This is a genomic window from Psychrobacter sp. Ps4, from assembly GCF_022129285.1.
Taxonomy (GTDB): domain Bacteria; phylum Pseudomonadota; class Gammaproteobacteria; order Pseudomonadales; family Moraxellaceae; genus Psychrobacter; species Psychrobacter immobilis_A.
The window spans coordinates 1-16,356 of sequence record NZ_JADQAK010000008.1; the positions used below are offsets into that span (position 1 = coordinate 1).

15 protein-coding genes are annotated in these 16,356 nt (G+C 42.8%); 8 read left to right on the plus strand and 7 right to left on the minus strand.

Going from position 1 to position 16,356, the window contains the following annotated elements; genetic code table 11:
- Positions 1 to 451: 451 nt before the first annotated feature.
- Complete coding sequence (locus tag I3252_RS06245) at positions 452 to 1,018, minus strand: DNA glycosylase (protein ID WP_345945880.1); 567 nt, start codon at positions 1,016 to 1,018, stop codon at positions 452 to 454.
- A gap of 403 nt (positions 1,019 to 1,421) precedes the next feature.
- Here I3252_RS06245 and upp point away from each other — a divergent pair, with 403 nt between their 5' ends.
- A complete protein-coding gene (gene upp, locus I3252_RS06250; protein WP_045445969.1) occupies positions 1,422 to 2,069 on the plus strand; it encodes a uracil phosphoribosyltransferase in 648 nt (215 codons plus the stop codon).
- 78 nt (positions 2,070 to 2,147) lie between these two features.
- Positions 2,148 to 2,900, plus strand: a complete 753-nt coding sequence (locus I3252_RS06255; RefSeq protein WP_238034574.1) for an SDR family NAD(P)-dependent oxidoreductase — start codon at positions 2,148 to 2,150, stop codon at positions 2,898 to 2,900.
- A gap of 24 nt (positions 2,901 to 2,924) precedes the next feature.
- Here I3252_RS06255 and I3252_RS06260 read toward each other — a convergent pair whose 3' ends face one another.
- A complete protein-coding gene (locus I3252_RS06260) occupies positions 2,925 to 3,581 on the minus strand; it encodes a hypothetical protein (protein ID WP_238034575.1) in 657 nt (218 codons plus the stop codon).
- Between the two features lie 235 nt (positions 3,582 to 3,816).
- On the opposite strand from I3252_RS06260, the gene I3252_RS06265 reads away from it, so the two are divergent.
- A complete protein-coding gene (locus I3252_RS06265; RefSeq protein ID WP_238034576.1) occupies positions 3,817 to 4,827 on the plus strand; it encodes an alpha/beta hydrolase in 1,011 nt (336 codons plus the stop codon).
- Here the strand turns inward: I3252_RS06265 and I3252_RS06270 are convergent.
- The 3 genes from I3252_RS06270 to tyrS all read right to left on the minus strand — a co-directional run bounded on the left by I3252_RS06270 (position 4,800) and on the right by tyrS (position 6,710).
- Positions 4,800 to 5,114 (minus strand): hypothetical protein, encoded by a 315-nt coding sequence (locus tag I3252_RS06270; protein WP_238034577.1) that lies wholly within the window; start codon positions 5,112 to 5,114, stop codon positions 4,800 to 4,802. The genes I3252_RS06265 and I3252_RS06270 overlap by 28 nt on opposite strands.
- Before the next feature lie 24 nt (positions 5,115 to 5,138).
- Entirely contained in the window at positions 5,139 to 5,366 is a 228-nt protein-coding gene (locus I3252_RS06275) for a DUF1653 domain-containing protein (protein ID WP_238034578.1), read from the minus strand.
- Between the two features lie 132 nt (positions 5,367 to 5,498).
- Positions 5,499 to 6,710, minus strand: a complete 1,212-nt coding sequence (gene tyrS, locus I3252_RS06280; protein WP_238034579.1) for a tyrosine--tRNA ligase — start codon at positions 6,708 to 6,710, stop codon at positions 5,499 to 5,501.
- Between the two features lie 364 nt (positions 6,711 to 7,074).
- Here tyrS and I3252_RS06285 point away from each other — a divergent pair, with 364 nt between their 5' ends.
- From I3252_RS06285 to I3252_RS06305, 5 genes are all read left to right on the plus strand, one after another.
- Complete coding sequence (locus I3252_RS06285) at positions 7,075 to 8,187, plus strand: RNA-binding domain-containing protein (RefSeq protein ID WP_238034580.1); 1,113 nt, start codon at positions 7,075 to 7,077, stop codon at positions 8,185 to 8,187.
- Positions 8,188 to 8,307: 120 nt separating this feature from the next.
- On the plus strand, positions 8,308 to 8,529 hold the full coding sequence (locus tag I3252_RS06290; RefSeq protein WP_238034581.1) for a hypothetical protein: 222 nt from the start codon (positions 8,308 to 8,310) through the stop codon (positions 8,527 to 8,529).
- 167 nt (positions 8,530 to 8,696) lie between these two features.
- Positions 8,697 to 9,980: an anhydro-N-acetylmuramic acid kinase gene (locus I3252_RS06295; protein ID WP_238034582.1), complete on the plus strand. Its 1,284-nt coding sequence runs from the start codon at positions 8,697 to 8,699 to the stop codon at positions 9,978 to 9,980.
- A 96-nt stretch (positions 9,981 to 10,076) separates the two neighbouring features.
- On the plus strand, positions 10,077 to 11,456 hold the full coding sequence (gene fabF / locus I3252_RS06300) for a beta-ketoacyl-ACP synthase II (protein WP_269129646.1): 1,380 nt from the start codon (positions 10,077 to 10,079) through the stop codon (positions 11,454 to 11,456).
- A 115-nt stretch (positions 11,457 to 11,571) separates the two neighbouring features.
- Complete coding sequence (locus tag I3252_RS06305; RefSeq protein WP_109592086.1) at positions 11,572 to 12,402, plus strand: hypothetical protein; 831 nt, start codon at positions 11,572 to 11,574, stop codon at positions 12,400 to 12,402.
- Between the two features lie 124 nt (positions 12,403 to 12,526).
- On the opposite strand, the gene I3252_RS06310 is transcribed toward I3252_RS06305, so the two are convergent.
- Both I3252_RS06310 and I3252_RS06315 read right to left on the minus strand, forming a co-directional pair.
- On the minus strand, positions 12,527 to 14,344 hold the full coding sequence (locus I3252_RS06310; RefSeq protein WP_238034583.1) for an aminopeptidase P family protein: 1,818 nt from the start codon (positions 14,342 to 14,344) through the stop codon (positions 12,527 to 12,529).
- 400 nt (positions 14,345 to 14,744) lie between these two features.
- The gene (locus tag I3252_RS06315; protein WP_238034584.1) at positions 14,745 to 16,307 is read right to left on the minus strand and encodes a peptide MFS transporter; all 1,563 of its coding nucleotides are present in this window, start codon (positions 16,305 to 16,307) and stop codon (positions 14,745 to 14,747) included.
- Between the last annotated feature and the right edge of the window lie 49 nt (positions 16,308 to 16,356).

The following is a 16,356-nucleotide window of genomic DNA, read 5'->3' on the forward strand; positions in this document are numbered from 1 at the left end:
GAATCAGCAAAAATCCACACAAGTTGTTCTTTAGTTATGCTTTTAAATAGTGCTCAATCACTGTCGTCCAGTAACTGATATATAGGGTAATTCTCTTGCTGTTTAGTCTCAAACCCTTGAGGGTCAAGCTATCTAGCGAGCCGACTATCTTATCATAATGATTTCGATTGTCAAGCTTTTTTATGTTTTGTTTCAGTAAGTTATTCAGGTTTGTTATATGTAATTCACATATAAGCGTTCCTGCTTTGCCTTAATGAGGTGCGTATTATAGAGGGTTTGAATCTTTAGTCAAGGGCTATTTTAGCTTAATTCAAATAAATTTGGTGATTAGACTAAACTGGCAGAATGGCGACGCTACTTTTGCTTTAACTGGATGGCAGTGTATGGGGTTTTGAGCAAGGATAGCTTTTTTCCCTTAAAACTGCTTGCCTCTTTTCTATAAATGGCAACTTTACAGTTTGCCTATCTTTTTGAAGAATTCTTTATAAGCAGCGACTTTTTTATTTAAGGCTAAAGGATAGGCACGTGAGGTAGAAGGCAACCTATATAAGGTAAGATTATTTACATCGACTTTTCGATTGTGATCGTTTTGCCATTGATATGGATAATCCATACTTTGATTGGTCTTAGGATACTTGGATTTAGCAGGTGGCTTGGCTAATAAACCAAGCAGCACCTCTGTTGCTTTACCGCCTGTGGTAAATAAGGTTTCAATCTTTGGCACTTGTGGCAATATACTATCTAGGTCAACTGCTGTGACGACCGTTAAGTTTTTATCTGAAGCATTGCCGGTTTCACGAATCGCTTGCTTGACGGTCGGACAAGAAGCAATTCCGCGCTCGAACATAAAGGCGCGAATACGCTCAGGATCAAAGCGCTTCTCATCCCCTACTCTAAAATAATCCACGTCATCAAAAAAAACACTACCATAGATACGCCACATGTCATTGTAAAAGTTTGGATAGTGAAATGGCATTGCCCATTTATCAGCGGTCGGTGGAAAAGTACCCATCATCATTACCGTAGCATTAGGTGGTAAAACGGGAGCGAACGGATGCGTTTCTACCTCTGCTGCTTGGGCTTCAGATAATATCAAGCGATTATCGGTTTGATGCGTATTATTATGGGTGTGATATGGTTGTGTAGTCATAAGATTCTTCATCAGAAAAGCGGTTTTTTTGCTATTATAGCAAGCCTAAACACTGCTTCATTTATTAGGGCGCTATTATAGTCAAACATAGTCGGCTTAAATAAAACCAACCCTGCCATAAATATACTTGACTTACTTTATTATCAAAGCAGTAAGCTTACTATTTGTGAGATAGATATAAGGTTGAAGTGCAGTAAGTGTTTGTATCTTTTATACTAATGGCAACCGCAGTAACTGCGCAAGCATCAGACCAAAAACCAAGAGAAACCTTATGAGCGACTTAAAAATCACCGTCATTGATCACCCGTTAGTCCGTCATAAACTCAGCCTTATGCGCGAAAAAGACTGTAGCACTTATAAGTTTCGCACGTTGACCAAAGAGCTTGCACGCTTGATGGCATATGAAGCAAGCCGTGATTTTGAAATTGAAACCTTCCCAATGCAAGGCTGGTGCGGTGAAATCACAGGTGAACAAATCATCGGTAAGACCGCAACGATTGTACCGATTTTACGTGCGGGTATTGGCATGTTGGACGGGGTACTCGATTTGATTCCTACAGCAAAAATCTCTGTCGTCGGTTTACAGCGTGATGAAGAAACCTTACAACCTGTGCCGTTCTTTGAAAAATTTGTCAGCCATATGGACAAACGCCCAGCCCTTATCATTGACCCAATGTTAGCCACTGGCGGATCTATGGTTGCGACCATCGAGATGCTAAAGAAAAATGGCTGTACCAACATTAAAGCATTGGTATTGGTTGCCGCGCCTGAAGGCGTACGTGTGGTCAATGAAGCACATCCTGACGTCACCATTTATACCGCCGCACTAGACAGCCATTTGGATGAGCACGGTTATATCATCCCAGGTTTAGGCGATGCGGGCGATAAAATCTTTGGTAAGCAATTATTCAACAAGTAAGAAAAAAAATGAATCAAAACTAGCTATCGTCGTAACACCCATGACACATGTGCAAAACATCAATGATAAGGATATAAGATGAACGTATTGATTACAGGAGCAAGCGCAGGTTTTGGTAAAGCGCTGGCCGAGCGTTTGGTTGCCAATGGTCATCGCGTGATTGGCTGTGCCAGACGCTTAGACAAACTAAATGCTTTAGCAGACACTTTAGGCGAAGCATTTTTACCTGTGGTGATGGATGTGAGTGACACGGCTACTATCCCACAAATCATTGCTGATTTGCCTGCTGACTTTAGTCAAATCGATGTCTTGGTCAATAACGCTGGGCTAGCGTTAGGTACAGAGCCTGCGCACAAGGCAAATCTTGATGACTGGATGCGTATGACTGATACCAATGTGAAAGGGTTGATGGCGCTAACCCATGCAGTCTTGCCAGCGATGGTGGCGCGCGATAGCGGTTATATTATCAACGTTGGTTCAATTGCGGGCAGTTGGCCTTACTTCGGCGGTAACGTCTATGGTGCGACCAAAGCCTTTGTCAAACAGTTTAGCCTAAATCTGCGCGCGGATCTCATCGGTACGCAAGTGCGAGTGACCAACCTTGAACCGGGTAATGTAGCGGGTACTGAGTTTTCAAACGTGCGCTTTTATGGCGATGACGATAAAGCCGCCAAGGTTTACGACGGCTTTAAAACCATGACCGGCGATGATATTGGCGATATTTTATTATGGCTGATTGAATCGCCTGCTCATATTAACGTCAATCGTTTAGAAGTGATGCCTGTCGCGCAAACTTATAACGGGCTGACGATTGCTAAGCAAGATTCTTAAACGCTTAACCGACCGTTTGGCTCATTAACGTAATTCATAAGACCGAAGCAATATAGTCTCATCTATATTGCTTCTTTTTTTGCCTCTTATATTCATCTCATTGACCAAGCGCAAATCCTGAAAGTCTAAAATCAATACCTCATTGCGCAAGCGCTCGCTAGTACGTTTATTATGGCGTATCGGAAATCCCAATACGTGTTTACCTTTCACCACTATCTGATTGATAATGGTAATTGGATTATTCATCCTAACTTTCCTACTCAGCTTTTGCGCATTAATCACGGCAGTGGCGGGATTAACAGTTGTGGTTAAAGTCTTTATCTGGCGCACGCTTTTTGGTAAATCCCCTGCAAAAAACAATACCTGACCTAGCGGTAAATACTGCGCGTGACGCATCAATTCTTGACGAAACAGCAAAGGCATATCACTATTGAAACTGTCTTCTGTTTGCTGAGAGAACGCCGTAAAATTACGCTGCAAGTAACGCCCAAATACACTGCTATTAATCCAGTCTTGATAAGTATCATTTTTTAACAGCTGCTTTGTGAAAGCATCAGCATCTGGCACCTCCTCTGCCATAAGAATCGCTAGTAATAGCGCCTGCGGATTGAGCAAGGTTTGCTGCTGCCAGATTTGCGGATATAGGCTGCTATCAAGCAATGGTAACGTCAGCTTGCCCATAGACTGATATCCTTATATTTTACTTGCTGACGTTTGATTCGATTGGTCAAAGTCTATGACAAGTCACTACTTTTACCACTCAACTGCTTTTAACCCTAAACAGTTTTTATGCTATGGTTAATTACCTACTTTAATATAGCAGTCTTTTAGAAATGAGATAAAGACTTTTGCTACGATACATTTTGGCTCAATCGACTTGGTAAAACCGCTTAATGAAAACAAGGTACATTGCCTTATGAAGAAAAACTTAATCAACTTGCCTATTAACTACCAGTTGAAAACGATTGATATCACTTTAACTGATGGTACGTTGCTACCAGTGTCAGTCATAGGCAGTGGCAAACCTGTAATATTACTGCATGCTTATGGTATGGACGCGCGTGAGTTTTTGCCATTTATTTTACCTTTGGTTGGCAAGTATGCCTTTTACCTGCCGCACTTACGAGGATTTGGCGCTGCAAAAAATATCGACCTCACCCAGTTTGATTTTGTGCGCCAGTATGCCGATGATATCAGTGTCGTCATTGAGCAAATTTGCTTAGCGCGCAATATAGAGTCCTTGCCTGTTGCCGCTATTTCGATGGGCGCACAAGTGATGTGGGCGTATTTTGAGCGTTATGGCAGCGCAAAAGTCAGCCGTTATTTGAATATTGACCAAAGTCCTGCTATCCATAATCAGCCTGATTGGCAAGGTGGATTGTTTGGTGCGCGGCAGCAAGAAGTATTCGATATCTTTCACGAAGTAATTGAGAAAACTTTACCTTATGCTGAAATAAAAAGCTTTACCCACCTACCGTTTGCTCTAAAACGCCGTGCAACGGACGTTGAACGACTGTTTTCTCTATTATCCGTCAACCGCACACGCTCAAAAGCCTTTATACAAGTAATGACCTACAAGAATGACCCCAAACTTGCGCTTTATGATCATAGTATTTGGCATCATAAGATGCGCTGTTTACAAGCTTATTTAACATTGCCATACGACTTTCGCGGCGCTTTAGAGCGGGTGACCATTCCGGTGGTTAATCTGATTGGCGGGCACTCTAAGCTATATGATGCTAAGTGGCAGCAAAAAACCACCCAGATGCTACCTAACGCCACTGAAGTGCTGTTGCCGCGCTCAGGTCATGCGATACCAATGGATGAGCCTGTTGGATTTTATAAAGTATTAAAAGGGTTTTTAGAAGCGTCAGCTAAGAATCAAACATTAACAAATTCTCAAAATGAGCCGCCAGTCCATGTATAAAAAGCTAGTACGCTAGCAATGACGATGGCATAAGAAACCAGCGTCTGTAGTAATCCTTGGAGAACTGCCCGCAAGAGCTTATGAGAATAATGATAAGACATGAGCATATAGACAAGCCAAGTAATAGGAACGATGACTACCCAAAAAAGCTTATCTGATGATGAAATAGGCGGTTTTTGATTGAGATAAACATCTAACCAATTGATAAATAAGTAAATAACGAACTGGACTATAAGTACTGATAGCTGCCATAACAAAGGTACATTTTTATTTTTATGTATTTGCATCTATAAGTTACCTGTTATTTTAAATTATTCCACGAGCGCTTTAATCAATTCAAACCGTGGTACTTCTTTACCATCAACTTCAACAGTTTCAGTAAACATCGCTAATGGTCGTACCCACACGCCATACTCACCGTATAGGCAACGGTAAACCACTAGCAGTTCTTCTGTTTCTGAATGCTGAGCCGTATGCAGTACTTGATAAAGACTGCCTTTATAATGGCGGTAAATGCCTTGGGGAATGGCTTGAGTCATTTTCAAATCCTAAATTTTATTATAAATGTACGAATTACATACTGCCGAAGTATATTCATATCGCAAAATAAGTAAGGTCGACAATCAATGTCGACCTTACTTTTAATACCAATAGCTTGTCCCAGTCACTTATTAAGCAACCGTCACTTTCGCATAAGCCTTTTTGCCCGCTTGGATAACGACCGTTTGACCCGACGTTAAGTTAAAGCCAGCATCGACCACTTCGCCATCTACTTTTACTGCGCCACGCTTAATCATATCTTTAGCTGATGAGCTATTTTTAGCCAATCCAGCTTGGTTGAGTACTTGAGTAATAAATAGCGCCTCAGCACCTTCCAAATCTAGCGTCACTTCTGGCAAATCAACAGGCAGTTCACCATCAGCTAATACGTTACCTGCTGACTTGTGCGCAATGGCAGCAGCATCGGCATCGTGGAAACGCTCGATTAATTCTTCAGCAAGAATACGTTTGATTTCTTGTGGGTTGCGACCGTTTTCCATCTCTGCCATTAACGCTTCGACTTCTTCCATTGGCTTAAAGCTTAAAAATTCAAAGTAGCGACGGATTAAGGTATCTGGCATTGACAGCAGTTTTTGGTACATGGTGCCCGGTGCATCGTAAATGCCGACATAGTTGCCAAGAGACTTAGACATTTTATTAACACCGTCTAGCCCTTCTAAGATTGGTACGGTGATACAAACTTGTGGCTCTTGACCATAGCGACCTTGCAGGGTGCGCCCCATTAGGATGTTAAAGGTTTGGTCAGTACCACCAAGCTCGACGTCCGCTTTTAGCGCGATAGAGTCATAACCTTGCACCAATGGGTAGAGAAACTCATGGATAGCAATTGGCGTTTGCGCGGCATAGCGTTTAGAGAAATCATCGCGCTCAAGCATACGTGAGACGGTCAATTGGCTAGAAAGCTGAATCATGTCACCCGCTGACATATCCTTGAACCATTCGGAGTTAAAGACAATCTTGGTTTTTTCTTTATCCAAAATTTTAAAAACTTGTTCCGCATAAGTCTGTGCGTTGACTTTGATTTGCTCATCGGTCAATGGCGGACGGGTGCTGTTCTTACCAGAAGGGTCACCAATCTTGGCAGTATAATCACCGATTAGAAAATAAATTTCATGACCCAAGTCTTGAAAATGCTTAAGTTTATTAATCAACACGGTATGACCCAAATGTAGGTCAGGCGCAGTGGGATCAAAGCCTGCTTTGATACGCAGCGGGCGATTCAGTTTTAACTTCTTAATCAAATCTTCTTCAGATAGGATTTCTTGTGTACCGCGTTGGATTAGGGCAAGCTGTTCTTCTAGGGTGTAGGTTTGCGTGGTCATGATGCTCTCTTTATTGTCTTTATTAAAAGGGTAACGCGTTTGGGCTATTTAGAATCTCGTAGCCAGTAAAAGATGTTAGAATTTGAGAGATATACTAGCGTTTTTTAAGGTAAATTGCCATGACCAAGCCGCCAAATATGATTTCATGGAAATTCATCTCTATTTATATAATAGAAGAGTAAGAACAGCTAGAATCTATTCAGATAAGCTAAAAGTTAAAAGATTTGATCTAGTTTTGATTATAACTAAAACTACTCTTAGTATTTCTATGTGAAGCTATTATTATCAAAGCTCTGAGCTCCTAAAAAGATTTGAACGGATTTTCATTTAATATTTGAGTACTATTCACGTTATGAGAGAGAAAATGAACACACAACGTACATACGCTATAATTAATGATTTACTAACTAAGCAATCGGAAAAGGACTGGATTGAATTTAAGCACAATAATAATGATGCTGTCATGATCGGTAAAAAAATTTCTGCATTAGCAAATGCAGCTAGCCTATTGGATCAGCCAGTCGCTTATCTGCTATGGGGTATTGAAGACGATACTCACAAAGCCTTAGGCACCAATTTTGAACCCTTTATCCAGACTCAAAGTCGAGAACCTTTAATATTTTGGCTAACTAAACGATTAAAACCAAATTTAGATTTTAGGTTTGAGACTATAGACTATGAAGGTCATAACTTAGTTTTATTGACAATACCTGCAACAACAACCTCTCCTTTAGAATTTGAACAAACCGCTTATATCCGTATCGGCAGCGCAACACCGAAGCTATCAGATCATCCTGCTAAGCTAAGTTCTTTATGGACAAAGATACAATCTTATGTATGGGAGTCTGGTACAGCTGCAGGATTTCAAACTAGTGATGAAGTCTTACAAAAGCTTGACTACGTTAGTTATTTTGACTTGACTAAACAACCCTTGCCTGACAATCGAAAAGGTATTCTAGAAAAACTACAAGCAGATGCCATTATTATGGTTGATGTTGGTGAGCGTTGGAATATAACTAACCTAGGCGCAATTTTACTTGCTAAAAGTTTAAAAGTCTTTTCACTGTCAATTGCCAGGAAAGCAGTGCGCTTCATTCAATACAATGGTAATAACCGTGCCGCCAAAGTGGTAAACCGTCAAGAAGGAGATAAAGGTTATGCTAGTGGCTATCAGGGATTACTTCAATATATAGATAATCTGCTTCCTAGAAATGAACATATTGGTCAGGCTTTTAGAGAAGAAGAACCTTTGTATCCAGAGATAGCTATACGTGAATTAGTTGCTAATGCGCTAATTCATCAAGATATGACTGTCACAGGTTCAGGTCCTATGGTAGAAATGTTTTCTGATCGTTTAGAAATTACAAATCCTGGTAAGCCATTAATCGAACCTAGAAGGTTTATTGATTATCCTCCACGTTCTCGTAACGAACGTCTAGCTGCTTTGACTAGACGTATGGGTATTTGTGAGGAGTAAGGCTCAGGTATAGATAAGGTCATTGCCGCAGCTGAGATACATCAATTGCCACCTCCAGACTTTCAGGAAAAAGGGGAGGCTGTTTGTGTCACTCTTTTTGCCCCGAGGCGTTTCGCTAATATGACTCCCGATGAACGTGTTAGAGCTTGTTATCAACATGCAGTTCTAAGTTTCCTTAGTGGTAACAAGATGAAAAACTCAACGCTATGTCAACGCTTAGGTATTGATAGTAAAAACTCTTCACAAGCTTCAGTAGTTATAAAACAGACACTTGATGAAGGATTAGTAAAACCTGCTGATACTAATCATCCACGTTCAGGCTATGTTCCTTTTTGGGCATAAAGAAAGATTTGATCGTGTTTTGATTATAGGTACAGTTTTAAGCAATGCTATAATTTAAACCTTTTTATATCAACAACTTAAAACTAAAAATACTTTTGATTGAGTTTTGATTTTACTATATTTCTATAATATTCATTCTAAATTAATTTGATAATTTGAGTCTTAATATGCTTACAGAAAACAATAATTTTGCTGAAATCAATGAAGATCTAAACTATGCCACCTTGACCGATGCACTCGAGCAAACCGTGTTTGAAAATTTCGATGATGGCTTATATATCGGCATGATGTCTGGCACCAGCTTAGACGGGATGGATGCGGTTCTTTGTCAGTTTAGTAGTGATAGTAGTGCTGAAAAAGATACACAGCAACCGATGCGACTGTTTGCAACTCATAGCCAAGAGTTTCCGCCGCGTTTGCGTAAAGTGTTATTGGCTTTATGCCAGCCTAATGGTGTTCAAGAATTACTACCCGCAGAGGGTGAGCCAAACAGCGAATTAGACTGGTTCGGTTGGGCAAGTAAAGAATACGCTGAATTTGCCAGCGAGGTGGTCAATAATTTATTGCAGCAATCGAATACTGATGTAGAGTCGGTATTGGCGATTGGCTGTCACGGTCAAACGGTACGCCATCGTCCGCAACTGGGCTTTAGCTTGCAATTGGTCGATGCCAATATCATTGCTGAGCGTACTGGCATTAGCGTCGTCAGCGATTTTCGCCGCCGCGATATGGCAGTTGGTGGACAAGGAGCGCCGTTGGTTCCAGCTTTTCATCAAGCGTTATTTGCCACGCCTGATAGCACGCGCGTGTTATTAAATTTAGGCGGTATTGCCAATATCACTGTCTTGCCAGCAAGCGATAGTCCTGTGATTGGTTATGACACGGGTCCTGCCAATTTATTGTTGGATGCGTGGACAACACTGCATACCGAAAAAGATTATGATGCGGGCGGCGCATGGGCGCAGTCAGGACAAGTGGTTGAGCCGCTACTTAATCAGCTTTTGGAACATCCTTTTTTTCATAAAAGCTATCCTAAAAGTACAGGGCGCGAAGATTTTAACTTAGCATGGCTACAGGATGAGCTGCAAAAGTTCGATCAGGCATCTGCCCATATTCGCTATTCGTCAGCGGATGTGCAGGCAACGCTCACTGAGCTGACAGCGATGAGTGCCAGCATGCAAATTAATATGTTTATTAATGCTCATGAAAATAGCTCGGTTTACGTCTGCGGTGGCGGTGCATTAAACGATTATTTGATGACTCGCTTGCAAGCGCATCTGCCCCATTGCACAGTAGAGACCACCGCAAGCTTAGGACTGAATCCAGCGTGGGTCGAAGCCGTCGCCTTTGCATGGCTCGCACGCCAAACACTAATAGGCGAAACGGGTAACTTACCAGCGGTCACTGGCGCCAGTAAAGGCGTGGTTTTGGGTCAGGTTTGTTTTGCCTGACTGGTCAAATTTTAGTTTACACACGTGCACTTATGTGTTTTATAATGAATTCTGAAATACCCTCCTCTTAGGACTCGTAAGTACAGGATATATCGCATGAGCCAACACAGCAGTTCACTTACTGATCAAGCTACCAATGATGCTAGCGCAACAGCAGAGCATCAACCGCGTCAGAAACTACCGCACTATGAGCGTAGCGATGACTTGCGCGTCGTAATTACGGGTATGGGTGCGTTGACACCTTTGGGACTCGACGTCGATAGCTCATGGACTAAGCTGCTCAATGGTGATAGCGGCATCGCGCCAATTACACATTTTGATGCTACTGGCTATCGCGCTCAAATTGCTGGCGTGGTCAAGGATTTCGATGCCAAGCAGTATATGAATGCCAAAGACGCGCGACGCTATGATGAATTTATTCATTATGGTATTGCCGCCTCTAGTATGGCATTACAGAACGCTGGTTTTATCGATGAAGTAAGTGCTGCTGATGCACCTGTACAAAATGTCGATCAAGAGCGATTCGGCATTATTTTAGGCTCAGGTATTGGTGGTATCCAAACCATTGAAAACAGTCGCGATACGCTACGAGAAAAAGGCGCTATGAAAGTTTCGCCCTTTATCATTCCTGGCTCTATTGTGAATATGGCAGCAGGCTTAGTGGCCATTAAACATACCTTAAAGGGTCCCAACCTTGCGACATCGACGGCTTGTACCACCGCTACCCATGCGATGGGTCTCGCTGCACGTCTGATTGCTTATGGTGACGCCGATGTCATGCTAGCAGGTGGTAGTGAAAAAGGCTCAAGCCCACTTGGCATATCAGGTTTTGGTGCCATGCATGCCCTCTCAACTCGCAATGACGAACCGACCAAGGCGTCGCGTCCCTTTGACAAAGACCGTGATGGCTTTGTGCTCGGTGATGGCGCGGGTATGGTGGTACTAGAAAGCCTCGCTCATGCCAAAGCACGCGGTGCAACCATACTCGCTGAACTGGTCGGCTTTGGGATGAGTGATGACGCCAGTCACATCACAGCACCGCCTGAAGATGGCAGCGGTGCGGCACGAGCGATGCGTAATGCCCTAAATGATGCAGGCATTGAGCCATCGAGTGTTGGTTATGTCAATGCTCATGGCACCAGCACCCCTGCGGGTGATGTCGCTGAATCGATTGCTATTGAAACCGTTTTTGCCCCAATTAAAGACCGCATTTTGGTTAGCTCAACCAAATCGATGACGGGTCATTTGCTTGGTGCGGCTGGTGGTGTTGAAGCCATATTCACCGTCCTTGCCCTACAGCATCAGCATGTGCCACCCACCATTAATTTGGACAATGTGGAAGACAACTGTAACCTCGACTATGTCGCCAACCAATCGCGCAAAGTTGAAAACCTACAGTATGCCGTATCCAATAGCTTTGGCTTTGGTGGTACCAATGGCTCGTTAGTATTTGCGCGCTGGCCGGTGAATCATTAAGGTATAACACTCACCATATCGGTCGTTGTAACCTTGGTGTCAGATTTGCTACGTTTATCCACTTGCAGCCCCTTATCGTATTTGCGTATGATAAGGGGTAATTTTTGGAACATTTATGGACGATACCATGTCAAGCTACTCATTTTCCCATCAGTTTTACCAGCGCTGGACGTGTGCGCCTGAACCTATTCGCGCAGCAATTACCCAAGAGCTAAAAGACATCACCACCTTATTGCAAAACGATACCCCATTTGAAAGCTTTGTCTTTAATACTCATGATTTGGATACCCACATCGATGAGCTCTACGAAAACCATGAAGCGGAGCAAGCCATCGCTAAAGCCATTACTGACAAAAAGGCCGAAGAGCAAGCGACCGCAGAAAAACAGCAGCGAGAAGAACAACAAAAAGTAAAAGCGGCAGAGGATGCCAGATTAAAAGAAAGTGCTAGATTAAAAGAAGCAGCAGATACCGCGCAAAAAGAACAACAGAAAACTGAGCAAATAGCCGCTGAGAAGAAGAATATTGCTGATAAAACGATTGCTATGAATGCCAACGATGCGAGTGATTCAGAATCGCTCAGCATTGATAACACGGTTGAAAAAAACCAAAATGTTGAAAAATCGGCTGCGACGCAATCTAGCTCTGAGAACAAAACCATCAGTGAACATGCTAATGTCGCTAATGACAAGCATATCAATGACGACCACAGTATAAAAGCGGTCAACGACAAAGCCAGCGCCGCCATCAAACTGGCACTGAAAGATGCAAAACTGAGTACCACGCATCAAGAGATGATCCGTGAGCTGGAAATGCAAATTGATGACTATCTCAGTGAGCAAATGATGCTGATGTCTGAGAATTTAAAATCTTGGTTGCGTGCTGAAGTGACTCAAAATCTAAGCGAAGATGAAGCAGTAACTGACAAAGAGTCTAAAAAAAGCTAAACGCTGCGTCCTACGCATCACCCTTTAGCAATAAATCCTTAGTAACAAATTCCTAGTACTAAAAAACCCCCGTAAACTTTACGGGGGTTTTTTCATTTTAGATTCGTCGATATGAGCGTTTACTTTAGATAGCCTTAGTACGCTCAGTCAGCCATTCAAGTGCCGCACCTTCAACGCGGTCTTTTAGCTCTGCATAGACTTGGCTATGATAATTATTCAACCAATCAATTTCAATTTGAGTCAATAATGATGACTCAATTAAACGGGTGTCAATTGGGCAGTAGGTAACGGTCTCAAAATTAAGAAAATCGCCAAATTCCGTCTCTACTGGTTGGGCAACGCGTTTATTAACCATAAGGTTCTCAATACGGATACCGTATTTGCCTTCACGATATAGACCTGGCTCATTACTTGAGATCATGCCCTCTTTCATCGCACGCTCTTTCGGCATGCTGGCACTATAAGCAATCACTTGTGGACCTTCATGGACGTTCAAGAAATAACCAACGCCATGACCAGTACCGTGACCATAATCCATCTGTGCCTGCCATAATGGTGCACGGCATATCGCATCGATGAGTGGTGAAGCGATACCATCAGGGAAATGCGCTTTTGCTAAGGCAATATGGGCTTTGAGTACGGTGGTAAAGTCACGTTTGTGTTCGCTGCTTACCTGTCCAATACCGACCACACGGGTGATGTCTGTGGTGCCGTTTTGATATTGAGCGCCTGAATCAATGAGTAATAAACCACCCTCGCCTTCATTGACATCTAGGTAGCTAAATTTTTCTGGTGTTGCGCGATAATGCGGCAGCGCACCATTTTCATTAAAGCCTGCGATAGTCGGGAAACTTGGCGATACATAATGTGGCTGCTGACTGCGCACTTCGATGAGCATACTATCGACGTCCAGCTCGCTTAAACGCTCACCGTTTGCTAAACGCTGCTCAAATGCGGCAAAAAACTCACTTAATGCCGCGCCATCTTGACGCATGGCTTCACGCACATGGTCGATATCAGCGTCAGATTTAACTGATTTTAGCAACGTACTTGGCGCCATTCGCTCAATAAAACCTATGCTATCGCCCATTTTAGATAACGTACCTACTGCCACTTTACTTGGGTCTAATAGCAATAAGTCATCAGCAGTCAATGTGCCCAACGCATCTTGCACAGCATCATAATCAGCAAGGGTGATACCGCTGTCTTTTAAGCTTTGTGCTATCTCGCTACTGACTTTATTATTATCGATAAACAATGTCGCGTCATGTTCGCTAATAAGCATATGTGCCAAAAACACAGGGTTATAGTCAACATCAGCGCCGCGTAAATTGGTCAACCAAGCAATATCGTCTAAGCTTGAAAGCAAGTGATGGGTTGCGCCTGCCTCAGCCATACCTGCGCGTACAGCGGCAAGTTTTGAGGTAGCAGACTGCGCGACAAACTGCGCATCGTGTTGATATAGACTGGCAGTAGGTAGCGCTGGACGATCGCTCCATATTTCTGTCAATACGTCACGCTCAGTGATTAACGTAATATCATTGGCATCAAAGGCATTTAACAATTTATCTTGCTCAGAGATAGACAATACATTGCCATCGACTGCCACGCTATCACCCTCAGCCAAATGCTCGGCGAGCCAATCAATATGATTCGGCTGACCCGGTGCAAGCTTCTCTAAGCTAATACCGGTACCCTCTAATTGGTCAGCGGCATGTACCCAATAGCGGCTGTCCGTCCATAATCCAGCAAAATCAGCGGTAACAACGAGCGTACCGACTGAGCCTGTGAATCCTGATAACCATAAGCGCGCTTGCCAATATTCTGGCAAATACTCAGATAAATGCGGATCAGCAGACGGTACGATAATCGCGGTCAGATCTTGTGCTACCAACGCCTGACGTAGGCTGTCGATACGATCGTGGATGCTTTGTTTATTCATAAAAGGTGTCCTTATTGATTTTAAAAAATAAGATTTGGAAAAATCATATTGTGAGGCGACTATGGATAGTCGTCTTATTTGAGCGAGTAAACTGTTTTAGGCGTTAGTTATTCATCATTCACTGAATGCTTAGCATCTAAACAACCTGCGTAAGACGCTCAATGTCTTAAAAATTAAAGTGTTGTCAATGACCAGATAGATAAGGCTAACTATTTTTAGGAGCATTACAGCAGAGCATTATTAGATGTTTGGGCGGAAAGCGGACTTTCAATAGCGTGGGGGCAATAACTTACTAAGTGTCACCATAAAACGTGCTACCGATCATGGTAACACGTCTCGCCATCTAACATTTTTGCTGGTATTGCTGTTGATCCTAAATCACGTTAATCGTGTGTCTGAATTAGCTCAGCTTATCTGCACGCTCGCTTTTTTGCAGCATATTATTGATCGGTTTGGCTAATGCCAATAAGACAACGGCTGTGACCACCAAAAAGATCGTCATCATCGTAAATAAGCCCGGTAATCCTTCGATCTTATCCGCTGATACTTGACCACCAAAGAACGCAGCAACCAAATTACCTAAAGCAAGAGAAGCAAAGAAAAGCCCCATCATCTGACCTTGCATGCCTTTTGGCGCAAGCTTAGTCATTGCAGATAGACCAACAGGACTGAGCGCCAACTCACCGAGAGTCAGTAATAATAAACTACCCACTAACCATAAAGGTGAAGCCAATCCACCATCGCTAGTCAAAATGCTTTTTGAGGCAAATATCATCAAAGCAAAGCCTGCAGCGGCAAACAACATACCGAGCGCAAACTTTACCATACTATTTGGCTCAAGGCCTCGATTGGCAAGCTTGACCCAGACAATGCTGATGATCGGTGCTAATATTAAAATAAATAAGGGATTAAGCGACTGGAACCAAATACTAGGCACTTCAAAGCCTAAAACATTTAGGTCTGTATAGCGATCGGCGAACAGGTTAAAAGACGTTGGCTGCTGCTCAAAGCTTGACCAAAATAGCGTCGAGCCGATGATTAAGATAAAACAAATTAACAAACGTAGCTTGTCAGTTTTGTCCAATCGCGGTGAAATAAACATGACAGCAAAGTATAATATGACGACTGCTGCAATGAGGTAAGTCATATACTGAGCAACCATTTCAGGGTTAAATGGCATAATACCAGTCGACACTAAGACAGTAATGGCAGCAAGTAGCGCGAGAAACCCGCCAACCCAGCGACCTACATTTTTGAAACGTCCAGTCGTTTGTTCCCATTCAGGCGTAATGTTTTTGGCACGAGCATAACGATTTAAGGTTTTTTTAGCTGAAAAACGATAAATCAATAGTGAAGCTAACATGCCAAGACCACCGACACCAAAGCCTACATGCCACATACCTTTTTCTTTAAATACGCCAACGATAAGGGCAGCCAATAGCGCACCGATATTGATACCCATATAAAATAGAGTAAAGCCACTATCACGGCGTGCATCGCCTTTGGGATACAACGTTCCGACCATCACGGAGATACAGGTTTTAAATAAGCCTGAACCAAGAACGATACACATCAAACCCACAAAAAACAGCGTCATCCCAAGCATAGCGGATAGTGCGATACACAAATGACCAAGGGCGATAATAATACTACCCCACCACAGTGCACGCTCTTGACCGAGCCAATTATCAGCCAACCAGCCACCCGGTACTGCCGCTAAATATAACGAACCAGCAAAAATACCATAGATAGCAGAAGCTGTAACTTCATCGAAACCAAAACCGCCACTACCGACGGTCGCTACCATAAATAATACTAATAGTGGACGGATACTATAATAAGAGAATCGCTCCCACATTTCTGTGAAAAACAATGGACGTAGCGGCTTAGGGTGCCCCATAAATCCATTATCTAGTGCTGCCAATTCAGCAGCACTAGCCTCTGACTTTGATTCTGTACTCATAACTTTATTCCTTTAAAGACCACTGTATTAACGACCAAATATATAATTA

What these genes read in the sequence shown, in the direction of transcription:
- I3252_RS06270 (WP_238034577.1), bottom strand. Translation starts at nt 5,114, where the DNA reads ATGCAAATACATAAAAATAAAAATGTACCTTTGTTATGGCAGCTATCA.
- I3252_RS06255 (WP_238034574.1), top strand. Translation starts at nt 2,148, where the DNA reads ATGAACGTATTGATTACAGGAGCAAGCGCAGGTTTTGGTAAAGCGCTG.
- I3252_RS06290 (WP_238034581.1), top strand. Translation starts at nt 8,308, where the DNA reads ATGACTCCCGATGAACGTGTTAGAGCTTGTTATCAACATGCAGTTCTA.
- I3252_RS06305 (WP_109592086.1), top strand. Translation starts at nt 11,572, where the DNA reads ATGGACGATACCATGTCAAGCTACTCATTTTCCCATCAGTTTTACCAG.
- upp (WP_045445969.1), top strand. Translation starts at nt 1,422, where the DNA reads ATGAGCGACTTAAAAATCACCGTCATTGATCACCCGTTAGTCCGTCAT.
- I3252_RS06285 (WP_238034580.1), top strand. Translation starts at nt 7,075, where the DNA reads ATGAACACACAACGTACATACGCTATAATTAATGATTTACTAACTAAG.
- fabF (WP_269129646.1), top strand. Translation starts at nt 10,077, where the DNA reads ATGAGCCAACACAGCAGTTCACTTACTGATCAAGCTACCAATGATGCT.
- I3252_RS06310 (WP_238034583.1), bottom strand. Translation starts at nt 14,344, where the DNA reads ATGAATAAACAAAGCATCCACGATCGTATCGACAGCCTACGTCAGGCG.
- I3252_RS06245 (WP_345945880.1), bottom strand. Translation starts at nt 1,018, where the DNA reads ATGATGATGGGTACTTTTCCACCGACCGCTGATAAATGGGCAATGCCA.
- tyrS (WP_238034579.1), bottom strand. Translation starts at nt 6,710, where the DNA reads ATGACCACGCAAACCTACACCCTAGAAGAACAGCTTGCCCTAATCCAA.
- I3252_RS06260 (WP_238034575.1), bottom strand. Translation starts at nt 3,581, where the DNA reads ATGGGCAAGCTGACGTTACCATTGCTTGATAGCAGCCTATATCCGCAA.
- I3252_RS06275 (WP_238034578.1), bottom strand. Translation starts at nt 5,366, where the DNA reads ATGACTCAAGCCATTCCCCAAGGCATTTACCGCCATTATAAAGGCAGT.
- I3252_RS06315 (WP_238034584.1), bottom strand. Translation starts at nt 16,307, where the DNA reads ATGAGTACAGAATCAAAGTCAGAGGCTAGTGCTGCTGAATTGGCAGCA.
- I3252_RS06265 (WP_238034576.1), top strand. Translation starts at nt 3,817, where the DNA reads ATGAAGAAAAACTTAATCAACTTGCCTATTAACTACCAGTTGAAAACG.
- I3252_RS06295 (WP_238034582.1), top strand. Translation starts at nt 8,697, where the DNA reads ATGCTTACAGAAAACAATAATTTTGCTGAAATCAATGAAGATCTAAAC.